28 protein-coding genes and 1 tRNA gene are annotated in these 24611 nt (G+C 46.2%); 3 read left to right on the forward strand and 26 right to left on the reverse strand.

The genetic code is table 11. From position 1 onward, the window contains the following. Positions 1–10 precede the first annotated feature (10 nt). From PaeBR_RS23865 to PaeBR_RS23885, 5 genes are all read right to left on the reverse strand, one after another. Positions 11–907: a DUF2232 domain-containing protein gene (locus tag PaeBR_RS23865; RefSeq protein WP_410512904.1), complete on the reverse strand. Its 897-nt coding sequence runs from the start codon at positions 905–907 to the stop codon at positions 11–13. 6 nt (positions 908–913) lie between these two features. Next, positions 914–1216: a MazG-like family protein gene (locus PaeBR_RS23870; protein ID WP_410515296.1), complete on the reverse strand. Its 303-nt coding sequence runs from the start codon at positions 1214–1216 to the stop codon at positions 914–916. Positions 1217–1399: 183 nt separating this feature from the next. Further along, positions 1400–1825, reverse strand: a complete 426-nt coding sequence (locus PaeBR_RS23875) for a CBS domain-containing protein (protein WP_410512905.1) — start codon at positions 1823–1825, stop codon at positions 1400–1402. A gap of 191 nt (positions 1826–2016) precedes the next feature. Further along, complete coding sequence (locus PaeBR_RS23880; RefSeq protein WP_410512906.1) at positions 2017–3051, reverse strand: LCP family protein; 1035 nt, start codon at positions 3049–3051, stop codon at positions 2017–2019. A gap of 168 nt (positions 3052–3219) precedes the next feature. After that, a complete protein-coding gene (locus tag PaeBR_RS23885; protein ID WP_410512907.1) occupies positions 3220–3426 on the reverse strand; it encodes a hypothetical protein in 207 nt (68 codons plus the stop codon). A 567-nt stretch (positions 3427–3993) separates the two neighbouring features. Here PaeBR_RS23885 and PaeBR_RS23890 point away from each other — a divergent pair. Next, the gene (locus PaeBR_RS23890) at positions 3994–5145 is read left to right on the forward strand and encodes an IS110 family transposase (protein ID WP_410512566.1); all 1152 of its coding nucleotides are present in this window, start codon (positions 3994–3996) and stop codon (positions 5143–5145) included. Between the two features lie 609 nt (positions 5146–5754). Here PaeBR_RS23890 and PaeBR_RS23895 read toward each other — a convergent pair. The 5 genes from PaeBR_RS23895 to rpsF all read right to left on the reverse strand — a co-directional run bounded on the left by PaeBR_RS23895 (position 5755) and on the right by rpsF (position 9586). Then, entirely contained in the window at positions 5755–7716 is a 1962-nt protein-coding gene (locus tag PaeBR_RS23895; protein ID WP_410512908.1) for an endonuclease MutS2, read from the reverse strand. Between the two features lie 428 nt (positions 7717–8144). Next, complete coding sequence (locus PaeBR_RS23900) at positions 8145–8315, reverse strand: VOC family protein (RefSeq protein WP_410512909.1); 171 nt, start codon at positions 8313–8315, stop codon at positions 8145–8147. Between the two features lie 141 nt (positions 8316–8456). Beyond that, a complete protein-coding gene (gene rpsR / locus PaeBR_RS23905) occupies positions 8457–8729 on the reverse strand; it encodes a 30S ribosomal protein S18 (protein ID WP_189028979.1) in 273 nt (90 codons plus the stop codon). Positions 8730–8750: 21 nt separating this feature from the next. Further along, complete coding sequence (gene ssb / locus PaeBR_RS23910; RefSeq protein WP_410512910.1) at positions 8751–9254, reverse strand: single-stranded DNA-binding protein; 504 nt, start codon at positions 9252–9254, stop codon at positions 8751–8753. A gap of 47 nt (positions 9255–9301) precedes the next feature. Next, positions 9302–9586 (reverse strand): 30S ribosomal protein S6, encoded by a 285-nt coding sequence (gene rpsF, locus PaeBR_RS23915; RefSeq protein ID WP_025706808.1) that lies wholly within the window; start codon positions 9584–9586, stop codon positions 9302–9304. Between the two features lie 209 nt (positions 9587–9795). Between rpsF and PaeBR_RS23920 the strand changes: the two genes are divergently transcribed. Next, positions 9796–9993, forward strand: coding sequence for a YjzC family protein (locus PaeBR_RS23920; protein ID WP_410512911.1), 198 nt, complete (start codon positions 9796–9798; stop codon positions 9991–9993). Between the two features lie 374 nt (positions 9994–10367). Here PaeBR_RS23920 and PaeBR_RS23925 read toward each other — a convergent pair. The 4 genes from PaeBR_RS23925 to PaeBR_RS23940 form a co-directional block, all read right to left on the reverse strand. Next, positions 10368–10458: transfer RNA gene (locus tag PaeBR_RS23925), tRNA-Ser, on the reverse strand. A 47-nt stretch (positions 10459–10505) separates the two neighbouring features. Then, positions 10506–10715: a DUF951 domain-containing protein gene (locus tag PaeBR_RS23930; protein WP_410515297.1), complete on the reverse strand. Its 210-nt coding sequence runs from the start codon at positions 10713–10715 to the stop codon at positions 10506–10508. 125 nt (positions 10716–10840) lie between these two features. Continuing rightward, the gene (locus PaeBR_RS23935; protein ID WP_410512912.1) at positions 10841–11722 is read right to left on the reverse strand and encodes a mechanosensitive ion channel family protein; all 882 of its coding nucleotides are present in this window, start codon (positions 11720–11722) and stop codon (positions 10841–10843) included. Between the two features lie 10 nt (positions 11723–11732). After that, entirely contained in the window at positions 11733–11987 is a 255-nt protein-coding gene (locus tag PaeBR_RS23940) for a DUF3343 domain-containing protein (protein WP_410512913.1), read from the reverse strand. A gap of 116 nt (positions 11988–12103) precedes the next feature. On the opposite strand from PaeBR_RS23940, the gene yyaC reads away from it, so the two are divergent. Further along, complete coding sequence (gene yyaC, locus PaeBR_RS23945) at positions 12104–12715, forward strand: spore protease YyaC (RefSeq protein ID WP_410512914.1); 612 nt, start codon at positions 12104–12106, stop codon at positions 12713–12715. On the opposite strand, the gene PaeBR_RS23950 is transcribed toward yyaC, so the two are convergent. From PaeBR_RS23950 to rpmH, 12 genes are all read right to left on the reverse strand, one after another. Further along, a complete protein-coding gene (locus PaeBR_RS23950) occupies positions 12687–13187 on the reverse strand; it encodes a DUF4446 family protein (RefSeq protein WP_410512915.1) in 501 nt (166 codons plus the stop codon). The genes yyaC and PaeBR_RS23950 overlap by 29 nt on opposite strands. Before the next feature lie 20 nt (positions 13188–13207). Next, on the reverse strand, positions 13208–14371 hold the full coding sequence (locus tag PaeBR_RS23955) for an aminotransferase class V-fold PLP-dependent enzyme (protein WP_410512916.1): 1164 nt from the start codon (positions 14369–14371) through the stop codon (positions 13208–13210). A gap of 107 nt (positions 14372–14478) precedes the next feature. Next, complete coding sequence (locus PaeBR_RS23960; RefSeq protein WP_410512917.1) at positions 14479–15321, reverse strand: ParB/RepB/Spo0J family partition protein; 843 nt, start codon at positions 15319–15321, stop codon at positions 14479–14481. After that, entirely contained in the window at positions 15314–16075 is a 762-nt protein-coding gene (locus PaeBR_RS23965) for a ParA family protein (RefSeq protein ID WP_410512918.1), read from the reverse strand. The genes PaeBR_RS23960 and PaeBR_RS23965 overlap by 8 nt, the downstream gene beginning before the upstream one ends. Before the next feature lie 151 nt (positions 16076–16226). Beyond that, positions 16227–17042, reverse strand: a complete 816-nt coding sequence (noc, locus tag PaeBR_RS23970) for a nucleoid occlusion protein (RefSeq protein WP_410512919.1) — start codon at positions 17040–17042, stop codon at positions 16227–16229. Positions 17043–17338: 296 nt separating this feature from the next. Continuing rightward, positions 17339–18061 carry a 16S rRNA (guanine(527)-N(7))-methyltransferase RsmG gene (gene rsmG, locus PaeBR_RS23975; RefSeq protein ID WP_410512920.1) on the reverse strand — a complete coding sequence of 241 codons (723 nt, stop codon included), beginning with the start codon at positions 18059–18061 and terminating at the stop codon, positions 17339–17341. A gap of 3 nt (positions 18062–18064) precedes the next feature. Then, a complete protein-coding gene (gene mnmG, locus PaeBR_RS23980; protein ID WP_410512921.1) occupies positions 18065–19951 on the reverse strand; it encodes a tRNA uridine-5-carboxymethylaminomethyl(34) synthesis enzyme MnmG in 1887 nt (628 codons plus the stop codon). Positions 19952–19981: 30 nt separating this feature from the next. Next, a complete protein-coding gene (gene mnmE / locus PaeBR_RS23985; RefSeq protein ID WP_410512922.1) occupies positions 19982–21358 on the reverse strand; it encodes a tRNA uridine-5-carboxymethylaminomethyl(34) synthesis GTPase MnmE in 1377 nt (458 codons plus the stop codon). Between the two features lie 86 nt (positions 21359–21444). Continuing rightward, positions 21445–22179, reverse strand: a complete 735-nt coding sequence (gene jag / locus PaeBR_RS23990) for an RNA-binding cell elongation regulator Jag/EloR (RefSeq protein WP_410512923.1) — start codon at positions 22177–22179, stop codon at positions 21445–21447. Further along, complete coding sequence (locus PaeBR_RS23995) at positions 22176–23015, reverse strand: YidC/Oxa1 family membrane protein insertase (RefSeq protein ID WP_410512924.1); 840 nt, start codon at positions 23013–23015, stop codon at positions 22176–22178. Before PaeBR_RS23995 ends, jag begins: the two co-directional genes overlap by 4 nt. Before the next feature lie 87 nt (positions 23016–23102). Beyond that, positions 23103–23453 (reverse strand): ribonuclease P protein component, encoded by a 351-nt coding sequence (gene rnpA / locus PaeBR_RS24000; RefSeq protein WP_410512925.1) that lies wholly within the window; start codon positions 23451–23453, stop codon positions 23103–23105. Between the two features lie 358 nt (positions 23454–23811). Then, positions 23812–23946 (reverse strand): 50S ribosomal protein L34, encoded by a 135-nt coding sequence (gene rpmH, locus PaeBR_RS24005; RefSeq protein WP_025337168.1) that lies wholly within the window; start codon positions 23944–23946, stop codon positions 23812–23814. Positions 23947–24611 lie beyond the last annotated feature (665 nt).

Raw genomic sequence — 24611 nt, forward strand, 5'->3', positions numbered from 1 at the left:
AACTCTCACCCTATCGTTTCGATTTCGTGACACGCTCGCGCAGCGGAAACACCAGATCAATAATACCGATAATCCACAAGGATGGCAGTAAAATAACCGGGATCGCCAGCAAAATCGGAAATACCTTATTCCAATTCCGTTCATGCGCAACAAAAAAGAAAAATCCAATCGCCTGAATCTTAAAGCCGAGCTGTAACAACGGCAGCAGATTGGCAGATATCATTAACATATAGCTGTTATCTGAACCGGAGAACAACATAAGAACAATAAAACCGATTAGATAATACCAAATAAATGATCTTGGAAGTCTCCAATCACGTATAGGCTTCATCTTAGGTACTGCATAGTTCATACTGTTCAGAATCGGACGAACAATAGAGTGGGTTATAACGGCAATCAGTGCCGAGCTGATAATCAGCGTCATTGGAATCATTTGAATCGTCATCACACTGAGCTTCTGAATTTCCTCGGAAGTCCAGCCCAAATCGCTCGTAGATAGCCCGATCAAGGGGGTCACCTTTAACACTTCATTCACATAATTATACAAATCAAAATGAAATAAGGTCTTGCCCAGAAACAACAGGAGCAGAAATTCACCAAGAATCGTAATCATGCCCGCGACCAGTGTAGACTGTGCCGAAGCACGTTTTTTATACCAGCGGCCCATGACCAATGCAGGAACTAATAAATAGGCAGCTATCAATACGTAGACCGGCGTAATAAGACCTACAATAAGCCATACCGGCAGGATATGAAGTACAAATTGCCTTGTATTCAAGGTTGTGAACAGCACTACCGGCGGAATGATCATAAACAGGGTGGTGATGATCAGTAAAGGGGTTGATAAGGAAAGAAGCAGGAGCAGATACGCTACGCTCCAAGCCACGGATGTCCAGCGAAATTTCAACAGTATTCACCTCTTACGCATATGTTCTTCTAACGCAGAAATATCTTTGTACCATTCCTCCAGCTGATGGCCCTCCTGCCTATGCTTCCTGAGCTTCTCAATCAGCAAATCGTCCAGCTCACGATAGGGAATGCCAAGTCTTCTCCCAAGAATGTAAGAGCTCATCATCAGACTGGCCAGACTGTCGCCTACGCGGGCCGTGCTGCCTTCCCACAGCGCTTTAAACAACCGGGATACCTGATCAATTACTTCCGTTTTCAGCCACTCAATAACCTTGGCGCGTTTGGCCACATCCAGGTCCTTCGGCACATTGGACACGTCTCTCTACCTCCGGCAAAAAGCTTTATTCTCCATTATAGCATAAAAATTTTACTCAGGTGCAAGCGCCCCCCGGTAATTCGGACTTGCCCTTTTTCAAAAAAAGCCCGCATTCCGTTGTTGCCGGAAATACAGGCCTTATTTACTTTGCTTCTGCATTCATCACAGGAATATTTATAATGATTCCATGGATTGCCGTGAAACAAATTTCTCGCAATATTCAATGATCTGACTCCGGCGCACAATACCGATGAACCGGTTCATGTCATCAACCACCGGCACAAAATTCTGCACCTTAGCCAGATTAATCAGATCTTCCATATCCGCTTCAATGGATACCGGTTTGTTGTTCATCCGCAGCGGTACATCCCTTAAAAGAAACTTGGAGGCATTCTCGAATGTAACCTTCCCGTCTGAGTCTTTCATGTACCAGAGCAAATCACCTTCGGTTACCGTACCCGCATATTCACCTTCCCGATTTAAAATCGGTACCGCAGTGTAACGGTGAAACTCCATCCGTTCCAATGTCTGCCGCAGTGTGGAATCGAGCGTTACGCAAGCCACTTCCTGTTTGGGAAGCAAAAAAAATGCAATATTCATGTCTTGATCCTCCTCAAAGAGTTCCGAAGGAATTACGGTTCCTTACCTTACCCTAACTATAAGGGCCAATGTTGATATACGCAGGGAATGATAAATAGTTCCAGATTATTATACCATAAAGACAACAAGCAGCAGCCGGTAACATTCCCCATGCTGCTGCAATTGGCAACTCATTGTTATCTAAAGCTGAACTATTGTGCCGAAACCGCAGCTGTATCTTTAGGTTCCAGCGCATTCCCTGCTTTTCCCGGATCAATTAATTGGTTGATAGGCGTTCCGGCATTCATCCAGTTGTCAATCATCAGCTTGGCCTTGCTCAAATCTTCCTCATTGACGATATCATAGAATACTCCGCCAATACGGGTGCCTTCTCCCAGCACCGTAAAGCTGGATATGTCCATCTTTTCGCCGCCCATGAATGTTTTGGCCAGACCAATAATCATCGAAGGCTGCATATCTGTTTTGAAATTATCGCCCATGATATCCAGCAGCTCCGGGATGTTCCCTATTTGATTGATTGATAACATCTTATTCGCTACCACATCAAGAAATACCTGCTGCCGCTTCGTACGGTTAAAATCACTATCCTCACGGTAACGAACGTAATTAAGCGCATCCGTACCGCCATAACTCGATTTACCGCCAATAATAGTAAACTTCTCGTGGTCTTTGCCTTTATTCACTATATCCTTCTGAATAGGGAGCGGAATGCCGCCGATGGCATCGACTGCGTCCTTCAGTCCCTGGAAATTAATCGTGGCATAATATTCGATATCATGGCCAAGCAGTGCTTGCAGAGTATCCTTAGCCATTTGCTGCCCGCCGAACGCATAGGCATGGGTGATTTTGTCTTTCTTATCATCTTTATATCCTATGATTTCTGTATAAGTATCGCGCGGGATAGAGACCAGCAAGATCTTGGAATCCTTGGGACGAATCACCGCATAGATCATCGTATCCGAACGTGCCGCTTCATTTTCGCGCTGATCAGTACCCAGCAGCATAACAGAAAACGGGTCATTTTTGTACACAATGGACTCCGGTTGAACCGTCTCTTTCTCGTTCGCCAGCGGCTGGTAAGATTTTGCCGCCAGTGCCTGCTCCACTTGATCCGACAGAAACAGGTCAAAGGCGAGAACGGTCAGCGGTTTGCGGAACAAAAAGCCTCCACCTGCAATAATCAGAAGAATGATAAGAGCGATATATCTTTTTTTCGATTTTTTCATTTTTTTTAATTCCTCTTTTATTTATTTAATAGACAGAACAGCTTGTATCCTGATACGAACAATATTTCTATTGTAATCACTAAACGGCAAAAAAGAAACTACAAAAATCGACAATATTAGCAAAAAAGCACCAAACTCTTTTCACAATAAGAGCACGGTGCTTGGATATTAGACTAGGAAAGAACCTATCATGCTTATAATATGCTTGACTTTCTCCCCCGAAGACAAGCTGTAGTAAAAACCGTAATCGAACAATCTGGCCGTCTCTTCGAAACGTTCTTGGCTGGTCTTTGCTCCCATGATTACGGCAATCAGGCGGCGCCCGTCCCGCTGCACAGTTCCCGTAAAACAATAACCGGTACGGCTATAACCCATTCACCAAGAATAAAGAAGGAAGAAACCCTTTCGGTTGCTGCTTACTTTAACAAAACTTTTTATGGCTCAACACCAATATCAGTTCTTGACGGAGAGGGATACTGTGCAAAAGGAATTACTCGGACTTTTGAGAAGCTGGTCCTAACTACTTACAGCAAATATAAGCGTGTTGATTTACCAAAAAAGAACTGAGTTGGTCGGCGGCCGGAAGTCCAAACCAAATCATAGTTATGACCGATATCTGTAAAGGAAATTCTTAAGTTCAAATTATCGGGTTGTGAACGGACCCAGGAGACTCTATCTACTTGAAACACCCCCGATTTCGTATTTGGCGGACAGAGGTGCACTTATTTTGCTGAAAGCGGGCTTAAGAAGGCATTGAACCTACAATTAGCGTCACCTCAGTCCGGGTCTGATCTCTTTTAGTACATCAGCACGATAATAGTTATCATGAACGAAACCGACATCGCAATTTGTTTATCTCGTAGGTTGAAATGGAAATCCTAAGAGTGAATGGCTCAAAGATTCCAATTCAGAGCTAACAAACAAAAAGGAGTCGGTTTACTAATGAGTATCGCCAAAAAGTATATTGGATTAGACGTATCCAAAGCCAAAATTGCTGTAGCCATCGCGGACGAGGGCCGAAGCGAACCCCGCTTCTGGGGGATTATCGAACATACCAGGGAACGTGTTCTAAGGCTTTTGCAGCAGTTGCAAGGTTCCGGAGAATCCAGAGCGGAACTGGAAGTCTGCTACGAAGCCGGGCCCACCGGGTACATGCTTCACCGCTGGCTGCTGGAATCCGGCATTTCCTGTACGGTTGTCGCTCCCTCCCTCATCCCTCAGCGGGCCGGCGACCGAATCAAGACCGACAAGCGGGATGCGCTGCGTTTGGCTCAGCTGTTTCGTGCCGGCGAGCTGACCGGTGTTTACATCCCATCCCCTGAGGAGGAAGCTCTCCGGGATCTCGTTCGAGCCCGGGAGGACGCAAAAGAAGATATGAACCGCCACAAGCAGCGCATGGGCAAGTTTCTGCTACGCTTGCAGCTCGCTCCCCCAAGCAAGGTCAAGGCATGGACCTTCGCCTACGAAGAGTGGCTGGACACCCTCCGCTTCGAGAGTCCCTGCCACCGTATGGTGTTTCAGGAATACCGGGAGAGCATTCGAGAAACGGCAGAACGACTCCGGCGTTACGAAAAAGAGATCGAGCTTCTCTCCCACACCCATGCGCAGGCGCCGCTTATTGAAGCGCTTCAGGCGCTGCGAGGGGTGGCTACACTCACCGCCACGACGCTGGTGTCGGAGATGGTCAGCGTGACGCGGTTTGCCAGCGCCCCCTCATTCATGAGTTACTGTGGTCTGGTGCCCAGCGAGCACTCCAGCGGCGTGAGCCGCAGTCAGGGGAAGCTGACCAAGGCCGGTAATGCGCATTTGCGACGGGTGCTGGTCGAAGCTGCCCACCATTACCGGCACTCGCCGGGAGTGCGCCGCAAACTGCGCGAGCGGATCACCGGACTGCCGCCGGAGGTGCAGCGGATGGCCTGGGAGGCACAGAACCGGTTGCACCGCAAATATATGAACATGCTGGGAAAAGGGAAGCACAAATCGAAGATCGTAGCCGCCATTGCCCGGGAGCTTGCCGGATTTGTATGGGCGATTGCCCGAGCTTTGGAGATGGACGACCGAAACCCCGTCCCGGAGTCCAAGCTTGCCGGGTAACCCTCTCCGTCCGTCTACTGCAATGTGACGCTGTATACCACTGAAAAATCACTCCCTAAAGGAAAGGAGATGAATGCCAGGAAGCCGGAGCATGACTTACCTTGGAGGCAAAATCGAGCAAGGTGAAGAGAAACGCCGCGGAAGCCCTTTGTGCCCGTTTGCTTGCGAACGATGGACGAAAATAGTTAGCGGCAGGCTCTTCAGATGGATTAATACCATGTGTAAACCCACGAATATCAGGATGCCGACCAGCGAATGATTTTTGCCTCCAAGCTAAGGACATGCTCCCTCCCTAATGTGTAAGGAAAGAAGTCACACTCAGAGTCAACCCCTTTGGAAAAAGGGGGCTCTCTTTAAAAGACGTCTATTGATAGGTTTGTTTAAGTGCGCCAAAAACGGAGTTGCTACAGCGGCGCTTGACAGTTTCGTTCATATCAAGGGCTATACAGTCCGCCCAACGGCTCGAATCCGCGTATCCCTACCTGCAACATTTTGTCAAGTACTGATTCTGGTGTTGATCCCTTTTAATAGCATACAATTTGTAATTTATTGAAATTAATATAAAAAGCCTGCCCGAGTAGGCAGACTCTCTATCTAATATGCGGGTTGTCAGTTGTCCTCTCCATCATAAACGATGCTGATTCCCTCAACATATTTGCGGCTCATCAGCTTCTTTTTCTTGCGGTTCTCCTTGCTCTCAAAAATAATATCGAAATCGTAATCGTCCGGATACAGCTCCTCTTTGGATATATAAGGTTTGAGCCGCTTGTGGTTGACGAACATTTTTTGCTTCTGGATCATAACGCCAATCATGCCCATTCCGTTTCTCTTCTCGAATACGATCCCTGTTCTGCCTAAGGAGCTGACATACACCGCATCGCCAATTTCAAAAGAGTGCGGCAGCGCCTTCCCGTTTGTCTCGTTGCAGTTGTCCTCGCCGTCGATGACCTCCTTTTCCGATTGCTTTGAGCGTGATCCTTTATCTGCAGGTTCTTGAGTTTTTATCTTCCGCTGCTGTACATGTGCATCCCGGAGCCCCCGCTCCTGGCGCTGTTCCTGTACAATTTGCCGTGATCGGTCAATTACCGCTCGATCTATTCCTAGCTTCTCGGCAATCTGCAGCGCATAGCTCTCGCCTGCTTCACCAATGGTCAGCCGGTATAACGGCTGCAGGGTATCCTTGTCGAACTCCATCCTCGCGTTTTGGAATCCCGGCGTGGCGGCCGCGAAAGCTTTTAACTCATTAAAATGCGTAGTGACGATAATGTTCGCGCCTCTACGGCTCAGCTCCTCCAAAATTGCAGTGGATAGTGCGATTCCTTCCCCGGGGTCCGTACCTGCAGCCAGCTCATCAATTAACAGCAACACGCCTTTTCCGGCGCCGCGCAGCATGCCCTCGATGCTCTTCATCTGTGCAGAAAAGGTACTGAGCGATTGCGCCAAGCTTTGACCGTCACCAATTACACTCATTACATCCGAGAAAACTGTAAATTCACTATCGGCCTCCACGGGAATCAGCAGCCCGGATTGCGCCATTAGGGTCAGCAACCCCAGCGTTTTCAAGACTACCGTCTTGCCGCCTGTGTTAGGCCCGGTTACAATAAGTGATTTATAGTCCTTCCCAAATTCCAGGCTGATCGGCACCATGCCCTGCAGCATCGGGTGTCTGCCTCCGTTCATCCGCAGTATGCCGCGCTCATTAAACCTGACGGCTTGCGCACCAAGAGAACGGGCGTACTTTGCTTTGGCAAAAATAAAATCATACGTACCCGTCACCTCAATGTTAAGCCGCAGCGCGCTCTCCTCCTGCTCCACCAGACCTGTTAAACGGCTTAGAACAACAGCCTCTTCCCGGGCCTCATCAGCCTGCAGCAGATCCATTTCTCCCTGCAAAGCAGCAATTTCATAAGGCTCTACGAACACCGTTTGCCCGCTTGTCGATTGATCGAGCACAGAACCCTTCACCTGCTTGTGATACTCCCGTTTCACCGGGATAACATAGCGCCCATTCCGCATGCTGTAGATGTTTTCCTGCAGGATGGACTGATGTCGGGACATAACACCTTCGATCTTTTTGTGGAGACGTTCTTTGGCTACAGACAACCTCTTGCGTACCTTTTCCAGACCTTTACTGGCCCCGTCATCGATGGACCCGAACCTGATACACCGGGCAATCTCTTCCTTGACATGATTCAGCTCCAGCAGCGAAGAGGCATAGGAACCGATCCTCGGTGCGCTTTGCTCCTTGGACGCCATGTATTTGCGCAGTTGGGTGCAGCTGTTCAGAAACGTACCTACTGCCGTGAAATCCTGCTCATTGTACAAATATCCTGTTCCCATTAGTGACATGATCCACTCGATACCTTCCAAAGAAGGAAGAGGGACACTTGATCCCCGCTCCAGCAGTTCCTTGGCTTCCGCCGTCTCTTCTATGGATCGGTGTATGGACGGCAGGTGGGTCATGGGCATCATATTCTTGATATGATCGGCTCCGGCATAGGACACGGCATAACGCGCCAGATCCTCCTTGATTTGATCGTATTCCAGTGTGCGTAAGCTTTGTAAATTCATTATTTTATATCCTCCTTTTGCTCTGTTGCTGTCATTTCCGGTGTAACTTCTCCTTAACGCAAAAAAAGGGCAAAGAATGCCACTACGGCAGTCTTTGCCCTCATTTGTACGGTATTGTTCCTTGTGGTTTCCAGGGCACCTGAAAACAGAAAAAACCGTGCTGCAAGAGCACGGTTAATCACAAAGAGAACAACAGCCGTAAAGAGGCCATTTGACACTTCGCGTGTTCTTAACTAAATCATCCACCCTTCAAGTAACCTAATCCTTCGCAGTGACAGACTTAAATAAGGCATGTAATCGCCATAAAACGAGTCTGCTGCTGTTACTTCAAGGTGATATGAAATTGCTTAGTTAAGAACGGCCACCAACATCAAAATTTCCCCTTTAGTTATAGGATACCTGTAATTTACTACATTCCTTTGCTCCCGTCAATTGGACACAAAGCAATTAAGCACCCAGATTATGCCGTTTTTTGAGTCGGCCACTTGCCCGTGCAGCGCTCCAAAGAAAGTATTCTGCAGCTCCACGAGTACTTGACCGCCATCAGCACCAATCTTGTTATAAATATTCCGTGTCTCTTCTTCGTTGTTGAATTGCATGATGATTCTGACATTCTCTCCCTTTGGAGTCCTGCCGAACGGATCTGCGAAATGAATCAGAGTCTGATCATCTTCATGCCTCCTGGCGCTTTTATATGTAAAGAAAAGACAGCCGACTTCCCGGCTGTCCTGAGTAGCATCCTATTCCGTTGTGTAAGGCAGCAGCGCGATTTGACGCGAGCGCTTAACAGCGATTGTCAGAGCACGTTGGTATTTTGCACTAGTACCTGTTACACGACGCGGCAAAATTTTTCCGCGTTCGCTGATGAACTTCTTAAGAAGCTCAGTATCTTTATAATCAATGTGAGTAATCTTGTTCACAGTGAAAAAGCAAACTTTTTTACGCTTGTTGCGTCCACCACGACGTGCCGGTCTTTTGTCGTTGTCTCCGCCTTCTCTTGGTTTGAAAGCCATGTTCTGTTCAGTCCTTCCTTATTAAAATGGCAAATCATCATCCGATATATCAATCGGTTTACCATCGCCCGAAAAAGGATCTTGATTATTGTTGGTGTTACGTGAGAAATTATTGTTATTTCCACGTCCACTGTTTCCGCCGCCACCATAGGAAGGCTCTTCTGGTATACTGCCACCACTTGCAGTATTTCCGCCTTCACGGTTCTGCGTAGATTCCAGGAAACGGACATTATCGGCAATGACTTCGGTTACGTATACACGTTTACCTTCGTTATTCTCGTAATTCCGAACTTGGATACGTCCTTCCACGGCTGTCAGACGGCCTTTGCGCAAATAATTGGCACAGGTTTCCGCCAGCTGTCTCCAGGTAACTACCGGGATGAAGTCCGCCTCGCGTTCGCCGCCTTGGCTTGTAAACGGACGGTCTACGGCAAGCGTAAACTGCGTTACAGCAACACCTGCTGGTGTATATCGAAGTTCCGGGTCACGGGTTAACCGACCAATCAGTATGATACGGTTCAACAATAGGATCTCCTCCTTTTGAGCAAATGGGTTACAAAGCTAACAAGATCTTAAGCTACATCGTTCGTAATGAGATAACGAATAACTTCGTCCGAAATCTTCATGATACGCTCTAACTCAGTAACTACTGCAGGTTCTGCAGTGAAGTTAACCAAAACATAGACGCCATCACGAAATTTCTTGATCTCATACGCAAGACGGCGTTTACCTTGCACATCGTGCTTTGTAATTTCCCCGCCATTGGAGATGATGCCTTGGAATTTTTCGACTGCAGCTTGAACAGCTTCTTGTTCAATGTCAGGACGAATAATGTACATCACTTCGTATTTGCGCATAATTTTCACCTCCTTATGGTCTGAGGCCCCTGATCACGTCAGGAGCAAGGATCGAGCACAAACTCGAACCATATTAATATACCAAAATGGACAAGTCAATGCAAGCTTTATTATCCTGTAGTTAATATCCATCTCTGTTTCGTACATGAAGAGAACACGGGGTGAGCACAATACAAAGGATATCATTTTTCAAAAAAAGGAGGGATATCATGGGCGAACAAACCGAATATGAAAAGGGCGATAAAGCGCCAAACCCCGGGATGTACACGGAGGTAGGTGAAGCACGAAGCTTCCATACCCAAATTTCCAATCCCAAACCAATTGAAATGAAAAAAGGGGATACCTTCCCCGAGACGACAAACAAGAACCGCAAGTGGAAAAAGGTTGAAAAAGCTCGGGTTCACTAATTTGGAGCTTCATGTATAGAACGCAGTTAGCCGGCCCATAATAAACTCAGGCAGTACAAAAGAGAGGTGTGGTTCCGTTGGACTTTCTAGTCGAACACGAACACAGGGATTCTGATTTGGCACCTATTGTCAGCAAGGAAGTGTAGATAGGGTATTGCCTTAAAAAAGCACTGCCCTAATGCAAAACCTAGTCACTTTAGCGGCTTATACAGAGAAATTCCAAACATCATTAATGTACTGCCTCTGAGGAAGGACCCGAAAGGGACCTTCCTTTTTGCCGTTTCAGGAATACCGTTTATTATTTATCGTAAAAGACATTAAAAATCCTCCACCACAAGGGCGAAGGATTGATTATTTGCTATGTAAAATGAAGATGGCGGAGAGGGTGGGATTCGAACCCACGCACGCTGTGACACGCCTAACTGATTTCGAGTCAGCCCCCTTGGGCCTCTTGGGTACCTCTCCGCAGCAAGAATTATTGTATCATGCAGCTTACCCTTTTGCAAGCTTAATTATTGCCCGGAAGGCTCCTCTGCCGAGCGCAGAACCTTCTTCATATTTTTCTCAAACTTGGCGCGGGGAATTAATACACTATGCTGACAACCGGTACATTTAATACGAATATCCATTCCCATGCGGATAATCTCCATCTCATTCGTCCCGCAAGGATGCGGCTTCTTCATCTGCACGGTATCTCCAAGCTGGAAGGCCTTACGCTCCACCACTTCGATCCTCTCCTTCTCTACCTTTGTATAACCGACTGTCCCCCCCGTACAATCCCAGAGAGCTCCAGGTGCCGCAGTCGTATTCCGTATAATTCTCTCTGTCATACTCTTGTCCAAAGCGCCTATTCCCCTGGTGCAGCCTCCAAACCGGTTTGCCGCTCCAACGCTTGCTTAATTTCGCTCTGAATTTGGCGTTCTGCTGCATCTCTGGCATTTGGCAGACAGCTCGCCACCACGCGGATAACGTACTCTGAGGTGCTCATGGATTGAATACCCAGCACATTAGGATAGGCAAGTATGCTCTCGTTGCGATCCTCAATTCCTCTAAGAGCTTCTCCTATGAGCCCCAGCGTCGCCTCCAGACTTCGTTCCATCTTAACGGGCACATCGACCACAGCCAGCGCATTGGAAAGCGAATAATTCGTCACATTGGCTATGGTGCCATTCGGAATGATGTGTACTTCTCCGGTGCTGCTGAGCAGGCGGGTTGTTCTCAGTCCGATCATTTCTACAGTGCCCTTGTAAGTACCGGTCTGAATCACATCACCAACCGCGAATTGATCCTCAAAAATAATAAAGAACCCGGTAATAATATCCTTGACCAGACTTTGGGCCCCGAAACCTACCGCCAGACCAAGTACACCGGCTCCTGCCAGTAATGGCGCAAGCTCGAAGTTAAACTCCGATAAAATGAGAATAATCATAACAAAGTTGCAAATGACCGTCACTACATTTTTCAGCAGCTCACCTACTGTTGTAAACCGCCGGGCATTTGATAACAACCGCGTATTGGTTTTGCGCTCCAGAGAACGGTCAATGGTTTTATTAACCACTTTAATAATAATCCGGGTCAGTATGAAGATGATGATAATCCGCAAGCCTGAAAAAAGTATATTGGCCCACATATCGGCATCCGTTACCCAGTTCCAAACCTTGTCCTTGAACTGTATTGCTTGCTGCACCGCTTCCTCAGATGAGTTTACTTCCAACCACCACTTATTCATAAGCTCCTCCTTACCCCCAAATCAATGTGTAACCGTCATTAGGACCCTTGCTATAGATCCCCTTGATTTCAACTTCCTGTTCTGCAACTATCTTTTTCACTGCCTCAAACCCATCCCGGAAAAACTGAATGGACATCGCGCAGCCTGCCGTAATCTCTTTCGGTGTCGGAAAAATATCGATTTCAATCTCTGCATATTCAAGCAGCATTTCGGCCCGAAGCGCCTGCTGGGTAGAGTCAAACGCTATCAGCATCTCATTTTCCATACCCTGCTCCCCCTCTAGGTTTCTTGTCCTATCTCTTACTCACCCGAGTATAAAATCGCTCTTTCATCCATATACTAGATATCAACAAATAGAATCAGCCCGGAAAGGAAGATGATATGTCTTATTCTTCAAATACCTCACCCTTGCAGGAATCATCTGGTTTAAAAATATCACATGCTGATCCCGAAATCTATTCAGCGATCATTCACAGATTACTTTTTCACTTTTCGCATACGCATCCTGGCACAGATATCGTCGTTGTTTGTATTGGTACAGACCGTTCCACCGGCGACTCTCTCGGCCCGCTTGTCGGCACCGCCCTTTCCCGCTATCATAGCCCATTGTTCCATTTATACGGCACGCTTGAAGAACCGGTACATGCCGTCAATCTTGAAGATACACTAGCAGTAATAAATCAAAAATTCAGTAATCCCTTTATTATCGGCATTGATGCTTGCCTCGGGCATTCTGCCAGTGTCGGTTGCATCCAGGTAGTAGACGGGCCTTTAAGACCCGGTGCGGGTGTAAACAAACAACTGCCGCCGGTAGGCGATATCCACTTAACAGGGATCGTCAATGTCGGCGGCTTCATGGAATACTTTGTTCTTCAAAACACTAGATTAAGCTTAGTCATGCGATTATCGGACATTATCGCTTCCAGTCTCTATACCGCCTTAAAACAGTGGCACATGCACTCTTCTAAATCTGCTGCAGCGCGAGAGCAATAACATCCTTTTCTTCCGGAGACAGGGAGTACTGCGATTCACCTGCCTGCAGCGGTTTAGCATAAATGTATGAATTCTCACGATTATGCAAGCTCGTAAGCACAACGCCATTTCGGTTGTCATCAACGATAGCCAATGAAAAGCTAAGATCATTCCCGCGTTCTCCGAATGCGTTATACCGCTTAACTGCTACATTGGACTTCATACCGCGGATTTTCTTCTGTGCAGCCTGAAGGATCTCTTTGTGCTGCCGTTGTTCATCTTCCAGCATTTCGCCCTGATTTCTCAGCTCTACCAGTAAGCCTTCCAAATCTTCAACACCACTTCCGGCCATCATGGCTTCATACCTGCGGCGAACCGTACGTAGCTTGGCTCCTTGCACCATAACCATAATTAGCAACAACAGAATAAACCCTGAAAAAGCTATAACAAACCACAGTAATTGCTCATTTATGAATTGATTCATTTCTGACATGGATTACCCATCCTTCTTTTTTATCTAGTGCCTGTCTTGCCATAAAGCTCTCCCATAGCATCCAGCATCCTGCTCACATCCAGCTTTGTCGAGTCTACGCCCACACTTGCCCTTACGGCGCCACTTTCCAGCGTATTCATAGCCTTGTGCGCTAACGGTGTACAGTGGAGTCCAGCCCGAACGGCTATTTGATATTCCCGATCCAAATGATGGGCGATTGTCGCTGAGTCCTGTCCTTCAATTACAAATGAAACAATGCCTGTCCGGGAGGCTCCATGAACGGGTCCAAGCAATCTGATACCCGGTATATGGATTAGTCCCTCCATCAACACTTGAGTCAGCTCCCATTCACGTTCATGGATCAGGTCTACACCTATAGATTTAACTTTTTGTACACCTGCCAGCAATCCGGCAATACCCACCGCGTTTTGCGTACCCGCCTCATATCTATCCGGCCGCACTGAAGGCTGTTCATTGTTCTCGGACTGGCTCCCCGTACCCCCATGTATTAGCGGTTCCAAGTCTAACCGAGGGGATATATATAGCCCCCCCGTTCCCTGGGGCCCAAGCAGCCCCTTGTGTCCCGGAAATGCAAGGAGATCGATATTCATCGACCCTACATCGATATGGAGTGAACCCGCGCTTTGGGCAGCATCTACCAGAAATACTGCTCCATGCGATTTGGCCAAATCCCCAATATCTCCGACAGGAAGAATGCTGCCGAGCAGATTGGAGCTGTGGCTGCAAATGACCATTTTAGTATTGGGCCTGAAGGCTTGTTCTACTTCCTGTAATTCCAATTGGCCCTCTTCGTTAACCTGCAAATAATCTACGGTAATACCCATTGTTCTACGCAAATATTCTAACGGCCTACGAACGGAGTTATGCTCTGTCATGGTGGAAATAACATGGTCTCCCCTGGTCAAGGTTCCTTTAATGGCCATATTTAGTGCCACAGTAGTGTTGTGTGTAAACGCAATATCTTGGGCATTTGTTATTGCAAACATTTCAGCCAATGCACTCCGCGCTCTTACAAGCACTCTGCCTGCCCCCATGGCCAGAGCATGATTTCCCCTTCCAGCATTGGCTCCAGATTGTTCCAAAGCCTTCAGCATGGCCTCTGCCACCTCTGGCGGTTTAGGCCAAGAGGTGGCGGCATGATCCAAATACAAAAGCTCTTTCAATCCTTCCCCTCCTCCGCTCATATTTGCTGCCCTATTTCGTCCAAAAAACATATCCTTCCTTATCCGGTTGCGGATATCTCAGGATATGTTCCAAGGTCATCCATTTATTAATTTCCCAATAATTCCAAAAGTCTTTCGAGATCTTGAGCATTGTAATAATTAAGTTCAATCTTACCCTTTTCTTTTCCCTGCTTTATCTTAACTGTTGTTTTGAATCTTTCACGCAGGGTTTCTTCCACATTAGCAATGTAAGGATCACGTTTCACGATTTTAGCTTTAATTCCATTGACAGGTTTACGATCAAGGTTCTTCACTGTTTCTTCCAGTTCTCTAACACTCCACTGCTGCTCCACGCATTGCTCTGCAAGCTGCTTCACCAATTCCGGATCTTTCAAAGCCACAATTGCCCGGGCATGTCCCATGGAAATTGTTCCACGTGAAACATAATCTTTTACCTCTGCCGGTAAGGAAAGTAATCGTAAGAAGTTAGCAATATGAGATCTGGATTTGCCAACCTTGAGTGAAAGCTCTTCCTGAGTAAGTGAAAATTGATCCATCAAGCCCTGATAAGCGACTGCAATTTCCATGGCATTCAGGTTCTCCCGCTGTAAGTTTTCAATCAGCGCGATCTCCATAACCTGCTGATCACTGAGACTCCGGACGACAGCGGGGATCGTAGCCTTGCCACAATATTGGGATGCGCGGAATCTTCGCTCTCCGGCGATGATTTCATAACCTTTTAAAACACTGCGGACAATAATGGGTTGAATGACCCCATGCTGTCGTATGGACTCAGCCAATTCCTGAATCGCTTCCTCATTAAAATCTTTACGCGGCTGGTAGGGATTCGCTCTAAGCTGCCCAAGCGGAATTTCAACCACCTTATCGTCCTCGTTAATAGACAAGGATGGAATGAGTGCATCGAGCCCTTTTCCTAACCTTTTACTCATAAGAAATCACTTCCTTTGCCAACTCTAAATACACTTCCGCTCCTTTAGAACGGGGATCATAGGTGATAATTGACTGTCCATGCGATGGAGCTTCGCTTAGTCGAATATTGCGCGGAATAATCGTTTTATATACTTTTTCCTGAAAATACTTTTTCACTTCTTCTATAACTTGAATCCCGAGATTCGTACGGGCATCAAGCATGGTTAATAATACCCCTTCAATCATCAGATGAGGGTTTAGATTTTTCTGTACCAAACGAACAGTGTTGAGCAGTTGACTAAGACCTTCAAGCGCATAATACTCGCATTGAATCGGTATGATCACAGAGTCAGCAGCTGTGAGTGAATTAATGGTTAGGATGCCTAGCGAAGGAGGACAGTCAATAATAATGTAATCATAATTACTTTTAACTGAATTCAACGCCTTCTTAAGACGCAATTCTCTGGAAATGGTCGATACCAGTTCGATTTCTGCTCCAGCTAATTGAATAGTAGCCGGAATGATATGCAGTCCATCGATCTGTGTTTCCAGAATTGTTTCCCCAGGGTTCACTTCATTAATAAGGATGTCATAAATGCAATTGGCTACATCCGCTTTATTGATGCCAACGCCGCTGGTAGTGTTGCCTTGAGCATCAATATCGACAAGAAGCACTCTCTTTCCCAGGGTAGCCATACCGGCTCCCAGGTTCACAGAGGTCGTTGTTTTACCGACACCGCCTTTTTGATTTGCTATGGCAATAATCTTGGACACTTATTTCACCTCGAATAGTTAGGAACAATCTTCTGTTGTAGGCATCATATATGCGCTATTTACTGTTTTTGTGTATCGCCAATACGACAAGAAGTAAGCCATGGAAAAGGCGGCCAATCACCTCAGGGCCGCCCTCAGCTTTGAATAGATTTTATCTTTTTGGTATTTGTATAATAATTTCGTAGTGATCGCCGCGGTCATTCTCCGACGTCTTAATCTCTAATCCCGATCCTGTAACCATATCAATGGATTGACGGATCGTGTTCAGGGCTAGTCGAACATCCTTTGTATAGGAAATCCGTTTAGATTTTTTATTCTTTGTAACTTCCTTATAAAATGCAATACGCGCCTCTGTTTGCTTAACATTCAGCTCTTTGGCAATAATCTCTGACAGTACCTTCAGTTGCATCTCTTCATTGTCCAGGGACAAGAGAGAACGAGCATGTCTTTCCGTAACTTTACGTTCCATTAGAGCCGTCTTAACTTCCTCGGGCAGCTGCAGCAGACGAATTTTGTTAGCAATCGTTGACTGGCTCTTTCCAAGACGCTGTGCCAGACTTTCCTGAGTGAGTTGATGAAGGTCTATCAATTTCTGATACGCGAAAGCCTCTTCAATAGAGGTCAAACCCTCTCGCTGCAAGTTCTCAATCAGTGCAATAGAAGCAGCCTGCGAGTTATTGAATTCACGAACAATAGCGGGAATACTCTCCATACCCAGCTTTTTAACAGCCCGCCAACGCCGCTCGCCGGCAATGATCTCATACTGCGAGTCACGCATACGGACAACTATTGGCTGAATAATCCCATGAGTTTTAATCGTTTGACAAAGTTCATCTATCTTGTCGTCATCAAAAATGGTCCGAGGCTGATAGGGACTGGTGACAATTTCATGGACCGGGATTTGTTTGATTTCTTCTCCGCTGCTCCGCTCTGTAAATCCAAACAGTTTGGTGAATTGTTCTTTCATTCCGTTCATAACCACCTAATTTCGTTATAGTACGATCTTCTCTACCTACATGACAGGAAAAGCATATCGTACGGTTTCAGAACAGCGCGGTCCATTAATTATTCGTACCGCTTACGAGCTTACTCTATTATTCTATCACTTTTCTACTCATAATCCTATTCTTCATATGGATCATTTTTTCCTGCATCATTAATAGTTTTCCGCTTCAAAAAAGAGCACTCCCGCATATGAATCCATTTGCAGAGAGCGCTCTTTAAGAAAACCTATTTTAGGCAAAATTGTTTCACGTGAAACAATCAAATCAAAGGTGATTTAGCCGGAAGCCCTGCCTTACGCGGATATTTCGCCGGAGTCAGTGCCGTTTTACGAATTAAAATAATATGTCTTGCCGACTCCTCAATAGGGAGACTGAAAGACTCAACTTTTTCCAAACGCCCGCGTAGTTCTTTAAGGCTGAATTTGGCTTCCGCCAGCTCTTCTGAGGGATCACTGCCTTTCATAGCAGCAAACAATCCGTCCTTGTGCACAAAAGGCAGACAAAACTCATTAAGCAATGAAAGACGGGCGACAGCCCGGGCCGTAACCAAATCATAAGCATCACGATGTCCGGATTGACGAGCCACATCTTCAGCACGGCCGTGGATGAGTTGTACCCCTTCCAGCTTCAGCTCATTACACACATGCTGTAAAAAGGATATTCTCTTGCTCAGAGAATCTACAATCGTCAACTCTAGATGGGGATAGCAAATTTTAAGAGGGATTCCCGGAAAGCCTGCCCCCGAGCCGATATCCGCCAAACTTTTAATACCGCTAAAATCTAGGTGAAAAGCTAAAGAAATGGAATCATAGAAATGCTTCGTATAGACCTGCTCCCGCTCAGTGATTCCTGTTAGATTCATTTTCTCATTCCAGGACACCAACTCCTGGTAATACAGCTCAAACTGCTCCAGTTGGGAGGCCTGTAAGATGATTCCTTTTTCCTGCAAACGCTGTGTAAATTGCACTACAGTATGATCCATTATTTATCCTTTCGCCGCTGTTACCCGATTGTAATGTTCCAAATATACAAGAAGTATAGAAATATCTGCTGGTGTCACACCGGAGATACGGGAAGCCTGTCCGATCGATATCGGGCGAATTTTCGAAAGCTTTTGCCTTGCTTCAATGGCTAACCCGTGAATATCGGTATATTCAATATCATCTGGTATTTTTTTCTTCTCCATCTTCTGCAAACGGTCTACATGCTGCAGCTGTTTTTCAATATATCCGGCATATTTAATTTGAATTTCTACTTGCTCCTTCATATCTTCATCCAATTCTACCGGCGAAGGAGACACCATGTCGACCAGAGTATATCCAAGCTCCGGACGACGCATTAAGGTAAGCAGGTTGCTTCCGTCCACGATAGGAGCAGACTCCATTTCTTCCAATATAGAATTCACATCTACAGGCTTTACTTTGGTTTCCTGCAGTCGTTTGATTTCCTGATCCACCCGGTTCTTCTTCTCCGTGAAAAGCTCGAACCGCTCCTGTGGAATGAGACCAATTTCGTAGCCTATCGGTGTAAGACGCAAGTCAGCATTGTCATGCCGAAGCAGCAGGCGATATTCCGCACGGGATGTGAGCAAACGGTAAGGTTCATTGGTGCCTTTAGTGACAAGATCATCAATCAATACGCCAATGTATCCCTGTGACCGGTCCAGTACCACCGGTTCTTTATCCTGTACTTTGCGGGCTGCATTAATGCCGGCGATGACACCTTGACCAGCAGCTTCCTCATAACCGGAAGTGCCATTAATTTGTCCGGCTGTAAAAAGCCCTGGCAGACGTTTGGTTTCCAGTGAAGGCCATAGCTGGGTAGGAACCATTGCATCATATTCAATAGCATAACCATTGCGCATCATTTCTACCTTCTCCATACCCGGAATTGAACGAAGAACGGCTAGCTGCACATCTTCCGGAAGGCTGGTAGACAAACCTTGTACATAGTATTCCGATGTGTTTTTTCCTTCAGGCTCCAGGAAGATTTGATGCTTTGATTTATCACTAAACCGCACCACTTTATCCTCGATAGAAGGACAATAACGGGGACCCGTTCCTTCAATGATACCTGTGAACATCGGTGCACGGTGCAAGTTATCATTAATGATCTGGTGCGTTACTTCAGAAGTGTAGGTTAACCAGCATGGAAGCTGTTCATTCTGGGAAGACTTCGTTTCAAAGGAGAAAAATTTAGGCTTATCATCTCCCGGCTGAATTTCTGTCTTTGTAAAATCAATGGTATCTTTATGAACACGCGGTGGTGTACCTGTCTTGAATCGAACGAGATCAAAGCCTAATTCACGCAAATTATCCGCCAAACGGACAGAAGGCTGCTGATTGTTAGGACCACTTTCGTAAGTCAGCTCGCCCATTATCACCTTACCACGTAAATAAGTTCCGGTAGTCAAAATAACAGTCTTACTGTGATATACCGTTCCGGTCTTGGTCACGACCCCGGCGCAGCGGCCATCTTCAACGATCAGCGTCTCAACCATTCCTTGGCGCAAAGTCAGATTCGGTGTCTTCTCCATCGTTTCTTTCATCGCGTGCTGATACAGAAATTTATCCGCTTGTGCCCGCAGGGCGTGAACCGCAGGACCCTTTCCTGTATTAAGCATACGCAGTTGAATAAAAGTCTTATCTATATTACGGCCCATCTCTCCGCCGAGCGCATCAATTTCGCGCACTACATGTCCTTTGGCAGGTCCGCCAATAGACGGATTGCAGGGCATGAACGCAACCATATCCAGGTTAATGGTAATCATCAACGTACTGCAGCCCATCCGGGCCGCTGCCAGAGCAGCTTCGCAGCCTGCATGACCGGCGCCAATGACGATAACGTCATAGCTGCCTCCTTCATAACTCATGTCCTGTTTCCTCCTTATAATAGAAAAATGTTATTTCCCTAAGCAAAATTGCGAGAATATCTGGTCCAGCAGTGAATCCGCAGCGGTATCGCCTATAATCTCACCCAGCTGCTCCCACGCGAGACGTACATCAATCTGAATCATATCAATCGGGATGAACTGATCCGCAGCCTCATAAGCATCCTGCAGCGATTGGTATGCTTTTTTAAGCAAGGCGATGTGCCGTACATTACTGACATATGTCAAGTCACCCGATTCCAGCTTGCCGCCGAAAAAGAGTGCCGAAATGGCTTCTTCCAATTTATCGAGACCTTCCTCTTCAATAACAGACATAGGCACAATACTCGATGGATCAAAATAATGGAGCAGCACCTTCTGGTCCAACCTGGACGGTAAGTCCATTTTATTCATGATTACTAAGGCTTGTCTACCGCCCATTTGTTCCATCAATGCCAATTCATCCTCATGAAGAGGTTCATTAGCATTTAGAACGAGCAGAATCAGGTCCGCCTCATTAACCGCAACCCTGGAACGTTCTACGCCTATTTTCTCCACTACATCCATGGTTTCTCGTATTCCGGCAGTATCCAGAAGTTTGAGAGGTATATTGTTAATCGTAACGTACTCTTCAATAACATCCCGTGTTGTTCCGGGAATATCCGTCACGATCGCCTTATTGTCACGGGCAAGAGCGTTAAGCAGCGAGGATTTACCTACATTCGGTCTTCCAATAATTGCAGTAGTAATGCCCTCACGCAGAATTTTCCCTTCATTTGCCGTTTTAAGAAGTTTATTAATGCCTTCCATAACTTCACTGCTCTTGGTCTTAATAAAATCTGCCGTGAGCGATTCCACATCATGCTCCGGGTAATCTATATTTACCTCGATATGAGCTAAAGTTTCAATCAGAGTCTGTCTTAGGGCATGGATACGCTGGGACAAAGAGCCGCTAACTTGCTTCAGTGCAACAGAAAAGGCCCGATCTGACTTGGAGCGTATCAAATCAATCACCGCTTCAGCCTGTGACAAATCGATTCGTCCATTTAGAAAGGCTCTCTTGGTAAACTCTCCAGGTTCAGCCAGGCGGATATCCTGCTGCAGCAGCAGCTCCATTACTCTTCTTACAGATATAACTCCACCATGCGCACTAATTTCAACAACATCTTCTGTGGTAAAAGAGCGAGGAGCTTTCATTACCGTAACCAGTACTTCTTCCAGCTTCTCTCCATCACCGGGATTTACGATTAGGCCATAATGTACCGTGTGGGATTCCGCCTCATTCAGCGAAATCCGGCTGCGGAACAAAGGTGCTACCTGGGTTATAGCTTCCGGACCGCTTACGCGGATGATCGCAATCCCTCCCTCGCCTATCGCCGTTGACACAGCAGCAATAGTATCGCTAAGCATGACATCATTCACCCCTTATCTCTATAACATTCTAAAAAAACAATGACCCCTTACATTGGACAAGGAGTCATTGCAGCAATATAGTCTTACTTCAAGGTTATTACGACTCGGCGGTTCGGATCTTCACCCTTACTAAGGGTATTCACTTGCCTATGATCCTGCAGTCTGGAATGAATAATCTTCCGCTCCTGAGGAGACATAGGTTCAAGGACAACCTCTTTGCGGGTACGAACGACACGGCTGGCCAACCGGTCAGCCAGTTCTTCCAGTGTCTTCTTCCGACGGTCACGGAAATTCTCCGCATCCAGCACAAGCCGGATAAAGCTGTCCGAATAACGATTGGCTACGATATTAGCCAAATATTGCAAGGCATCCAGAGTTTGTCCTCTTCTGCCAATCAGCAGCCCCAGATCCGGACCCGATATTTGCAGGGTAGTTGATTCTTTGGTATGGATGATCTCTACTTCGACCGTAAGGCCCATGCTCTTGGCGACATCCACAATAAAAGCAATGGCCTCTTGATAAGCTTCCTCTGCCAGATGTCCGGAATCCTGCCGCGGCACACCGCCGGTAGCCTCTTGTTTGCTCTCTCTGGTTGACTGCTGAGGCAGTGACGGAGAACTCGCCGCTGATAACGGTGCTGTTTCGGGCAGCAAGGCCAATTCGACCTTAGCCGCTTTTGCACCGATAAATCCCAGGAATCCTTTTGACGGCTGTTCCAGTACGTTGACCGTTACCCGGTCCCTGTTCACTCCAAGCTGGGTAAGTCCTCGTGCTACAGCTTCTTCAATGGTTTTCCCTGTCGCGACGGCTTTGCTCATTTTGACTTTTTGGCCTCCTTCGATGCCTTGCCTCCACCGCTGTTTCCAGCAGCAGCGACAGCCAATTGGGTGGTATCGTTATTGCGGTATAAGAAGTAGTTCTGAACAATGGTGTAAATATTACTATATACCCAGTACAAAGGCAGAGCTGCCGGGAAATTGTAGGACATGATAAAAATCAACACAGGATATACCATCATCATAAATTGCATTGGGCCTTGCATTTGTGTCGGGTTCATTTTGGTCATCATTCTGGTTTGCAGGAATGTTGTTAATGCGGCAAGTGCCGGCAGTATAAACAGACGATCCGGTTCACCCAGCTGCAGCCATAGGAAGGAATGCTCCCGCAGAGCCGGATTGTAATAAATAGAGTTGTAGAGAGCGATAAAAATCGGCATTTGCACAACTAGCGGAAGACAGCCGGCCATAGGATTAACCTTGTTCTCCTGGAACAAACGCATGGTTTCCTGCTGTACCTTTTCGGGCGTGTCTTTATATTTTTTCTGGATCTTTTGGAGTTCCGGCTGTATGGCTTGCATCGCACGCGAGCTCTTCACCTGTTTCATAGTAAGCGGCAAAATCAGCGTGCGGACAATGATAACCATAACCAGTACGGCTAATCCATATTGTCCATTAAACCACTCTGCGAACGTATCTAGAGCCAATGCAAAATAGTAAACTACGTTACTCTGCCATAAGCCCCCATTCTTCAAATCCTCCGTAGTGTGCGTAACTGTAGTCGACGACGGAGAGCATCCCGACAATACAGCTAACGACAACACCAATACAGCGATGACGAGGAACCATTTTCCACGTCTAGTCTTCAATAGAGACACTTCAAAACCCCTCTCATAAACATTCCTTTGCACCGTAAATCATATCATAATTATGAATACAAATAAACAAGCCTCTTTAGCCTCTATTTATTTACGGGAAGCCTTTAGAAGCTTGGCTTTGCGCAGCACATGCAGCACACTTTTTTCGAGCTCCGCATACTCCATCGCGAGAGCTCCCTTTCTTACGATAAATACCATGTCCAGTCCACTGGCAATTTCGGGTTCATGATGACGGACAATTTCCTTCACCACTCTTCTCATCCGGTTGCGGACGACGGCATTTCCGACCTTCTTACTGACCGACACACCCAGCCGGAACCGTTCCACCTCTTTTCTGCTGACCCAATAGACTACAAATTGATGGTTAGCAAATGATTTCCCATGGCGGTATACGCGGCTGAAGTCGGCACGGTTTCGCAATCGCAAACTTTTGTGCACGACAATCTCCTTATTAAAAGACCGGCTGAGCAGCTCCCCGGAATTTTCCTTCTAATTAGTATGGTCATTCAAGGTCGGGTATAAACGGCTTCGCCGCCTCTCATTATCCAACCTCTTTTTAATGAAGACTTCTAGAATTTCCATTCATAAATGAAACAACCCCACAAAGTGGCGCAAACGCTGGAAGCGTAAACCAAACTTTGCGGGGTTCTTGAGCCTTATACAGCAAGAAGAAACGGCTGAGTCATCCTTTATGGACGGCATCCGTTTCCAGGTGAAATATAAAAAAGAATAAGGAAAGACTTAACCTTTTTATATTTTAAAAAAGACCACCGCAGTGGTCTCTTAGTGTCCTAACTTACGCACTCAAAACTTTTCTGCCTTTCAAGCGGCGGGCTGCCAGCACTTTGCGGCCGTTTTTCGTGCTCATTCTTGCGCGGAACCCATGCACCTTTTTGCGTTTGCTAACATTCGGTTTGAACGTCGGTCTCATGTATTGCACCTCCCTTACAGGAACTAATTACTGTCGTATAAGCAAAAACGGCTAAGCCGTCCTTTAGTAGGGACAGTATCTACAGTATTATCATTTCATTTGGAGAAATCACCAGAGAAAACACCTTTATATATTTAAACATATTTTATTGATAAAAGTCAACCTCATAGAACGTCCCTCTCCTGCTAAACAGAGAATCAAATTATCCACAACCCTGTACAGTAAAAAACTAATCCACAGGCTTCTAAAGTTATCCACCTGTTACTAATAATAAAAATCGACTATCCGCAAATGAGCACAACCTGTGTATAAAAATATCCACACCGTGACGTATGCTGTCGAATCATAAACATATTATCAACAATATGTAGTGTTGTTCCTAATATTTATACACAAGTGATTGAATTTGTGGATAAAATATCTGCGATCATTGAAAAGCAGGGGTTGTTTTGCTATGATAGTATTACTTTTGAATGTGAATAGATTTGTTTGTTCTCTATTTTATCAACAAGTTGTGGATAACGTTGTGAACAATTCAAATTTATCCATATTTTTTTGTCTCCATATCTTGCGTACTGGGGATAAAGTTCTTCATTAACTTATTTTCTTCGACATTCCACTCATGGCTCAAGCCACATTTGGAAGATTTAAAGGAGTGACAGTCT

The sequence above is a fragment of the Paenibacillus sp. BR2-3 genome (genome assembly GCF_046529485.1).
In the GTDB taxonomy this organism is placed as follows: domain Bacteria; phylum Bacillota; class Bacilli; order Paenibacillales; family Paenibacillaceae; genus Paenibacillus_AQ.

Coding starts and splice junctions, on each gene's coding strand:
- PaeBR_RS23875 (WP_410512905.1), bottom strand. CDS start 1,825: ATGAATATTGCATTTTTTTTGCTTCCCAAACAGGAAGTGGCTTGCGTA.
- PaeBR_RS23880 (WP_410512906.1), bottom strand. CDS start 3,051: ATGAAAAAATCGAAAAAAAGATATATCGCTCTTATCATTCTTCTGATT.
- PaeBR_RS23885 (WP_410512907.1), bottom strand. CDS start 3,426: ATGGGTTATAGCCGTACCGGTTATTGTTTTACGGGAACTGTGCAGCGG.
- PaeBR_RS23890 (WP_410512566.1), top strand. CDS start 3,994: ATGAGTATCGCCAAAAAGTATATTGGATTAGACGTATCCAAAGCCAAA.
- PaeBR_RS23895 (WP_410512908.1), bottom strand. CDS start 7,716: ATGAATTTACAAAGCTTACGCACACTGGAATACGATCAAATCAAGGAG.
- PaeBR_RS23900 (WP_410512909.1), bottom strand. CDS start 8,315: ATGCAATTCAACAACGAAGAAGAGACACGGAATATTTATAACAAGATT.
- rpsR (WP_189028979.1), bottom strand. CDS start 8,729: ATGGCTTTCAAACCAAGAGAAGGCGGAGACAACGACAAAAGACCGGCA.
- rpsF (WP_025706808.1), bottom strand. CDS start 9,586: ATGCGCAAATACGAAGTGATGTACATTATTCGTCCTGACATTGAACAA.
- PaeBR_RS23920 (WP_410512911.1), top strand. CDS start 9,796: ATGGGCGAACAAACCGAATATGAAAAGGGCGATAAAGCGCCAAACCCC.
- PaeBR_RS23935 (WP_410512912.1), bottom strand. CDS start 11,722: ATGAATAAGTGGTGGTTGGAAGTAAACTCATCTGAGGAAGCGGTGCAG.
- PaeBR_RS23940 (WP_410512913.1), bottom strand. CDS start 11,987: ATGGAAAATGAGATGCTGATAGCGTTTGACTCTACCCAGCAGGCGCTT.
- yyaC (WP_410512914.1), top strand. CDS start 12,104: ATGTCTTATTCTTCAAATACCTCACCCTTGCAGGAATCATCTGGTTTA.
- PaeBR_RS23950 (WP_410512915.1), bottom strand. CDS start 13,187: ATGTCAGAAATGAATCAATTCATAAATGAGCAATTACTGTGGTTTGTT.
- PaeBR_RS23960 (WP_410512917.1), bottom strand. CDS start 15,321: ATGAGTAAAAGGTTAGGAAAAGGGCTCGATGCACTCATTCCATCCTTG.
- noc (WP_410512919.1), bottom strand. CDS start 17,042: ATGAAAGAACAATTCACCAAACTGTTTGGATTTACAGAGCGGAGCAGC.
- rsmG (WP_410512920.1), bottom strand. CDS start 18,061: ATGGATCATACTGTAGTGCAATTTACACAGCGTTTGCAGGAAAAAGGA.
- mnmG (WP_410512921.1), bottom strand. CDS start 19,951: ATGAGTTATGAAGGAGGCAGCTATGACGTTATCGTCATTGGCGCCGGT.
- mnmE (WP_410512922.1), bottom strand. CDS start 21,358: ATGCTTAGCGATACTATTGCTGCTGTGTCAACGGCGATAGGCGAGGGA.
- jag (WP_410512923.1), bottom strand. CDS start 22,179: ATGAGCAAAGCCGTCGCGACAGGGAAAACCATTGAAGAAGCTGTAGCA.
- rpmH (WP_025337168.1), bottom strand. CDS start 23,946: ATGAGACCGACGTTCAAACCGAATGTTAGCAAACGCAAAAAGGTGCAT.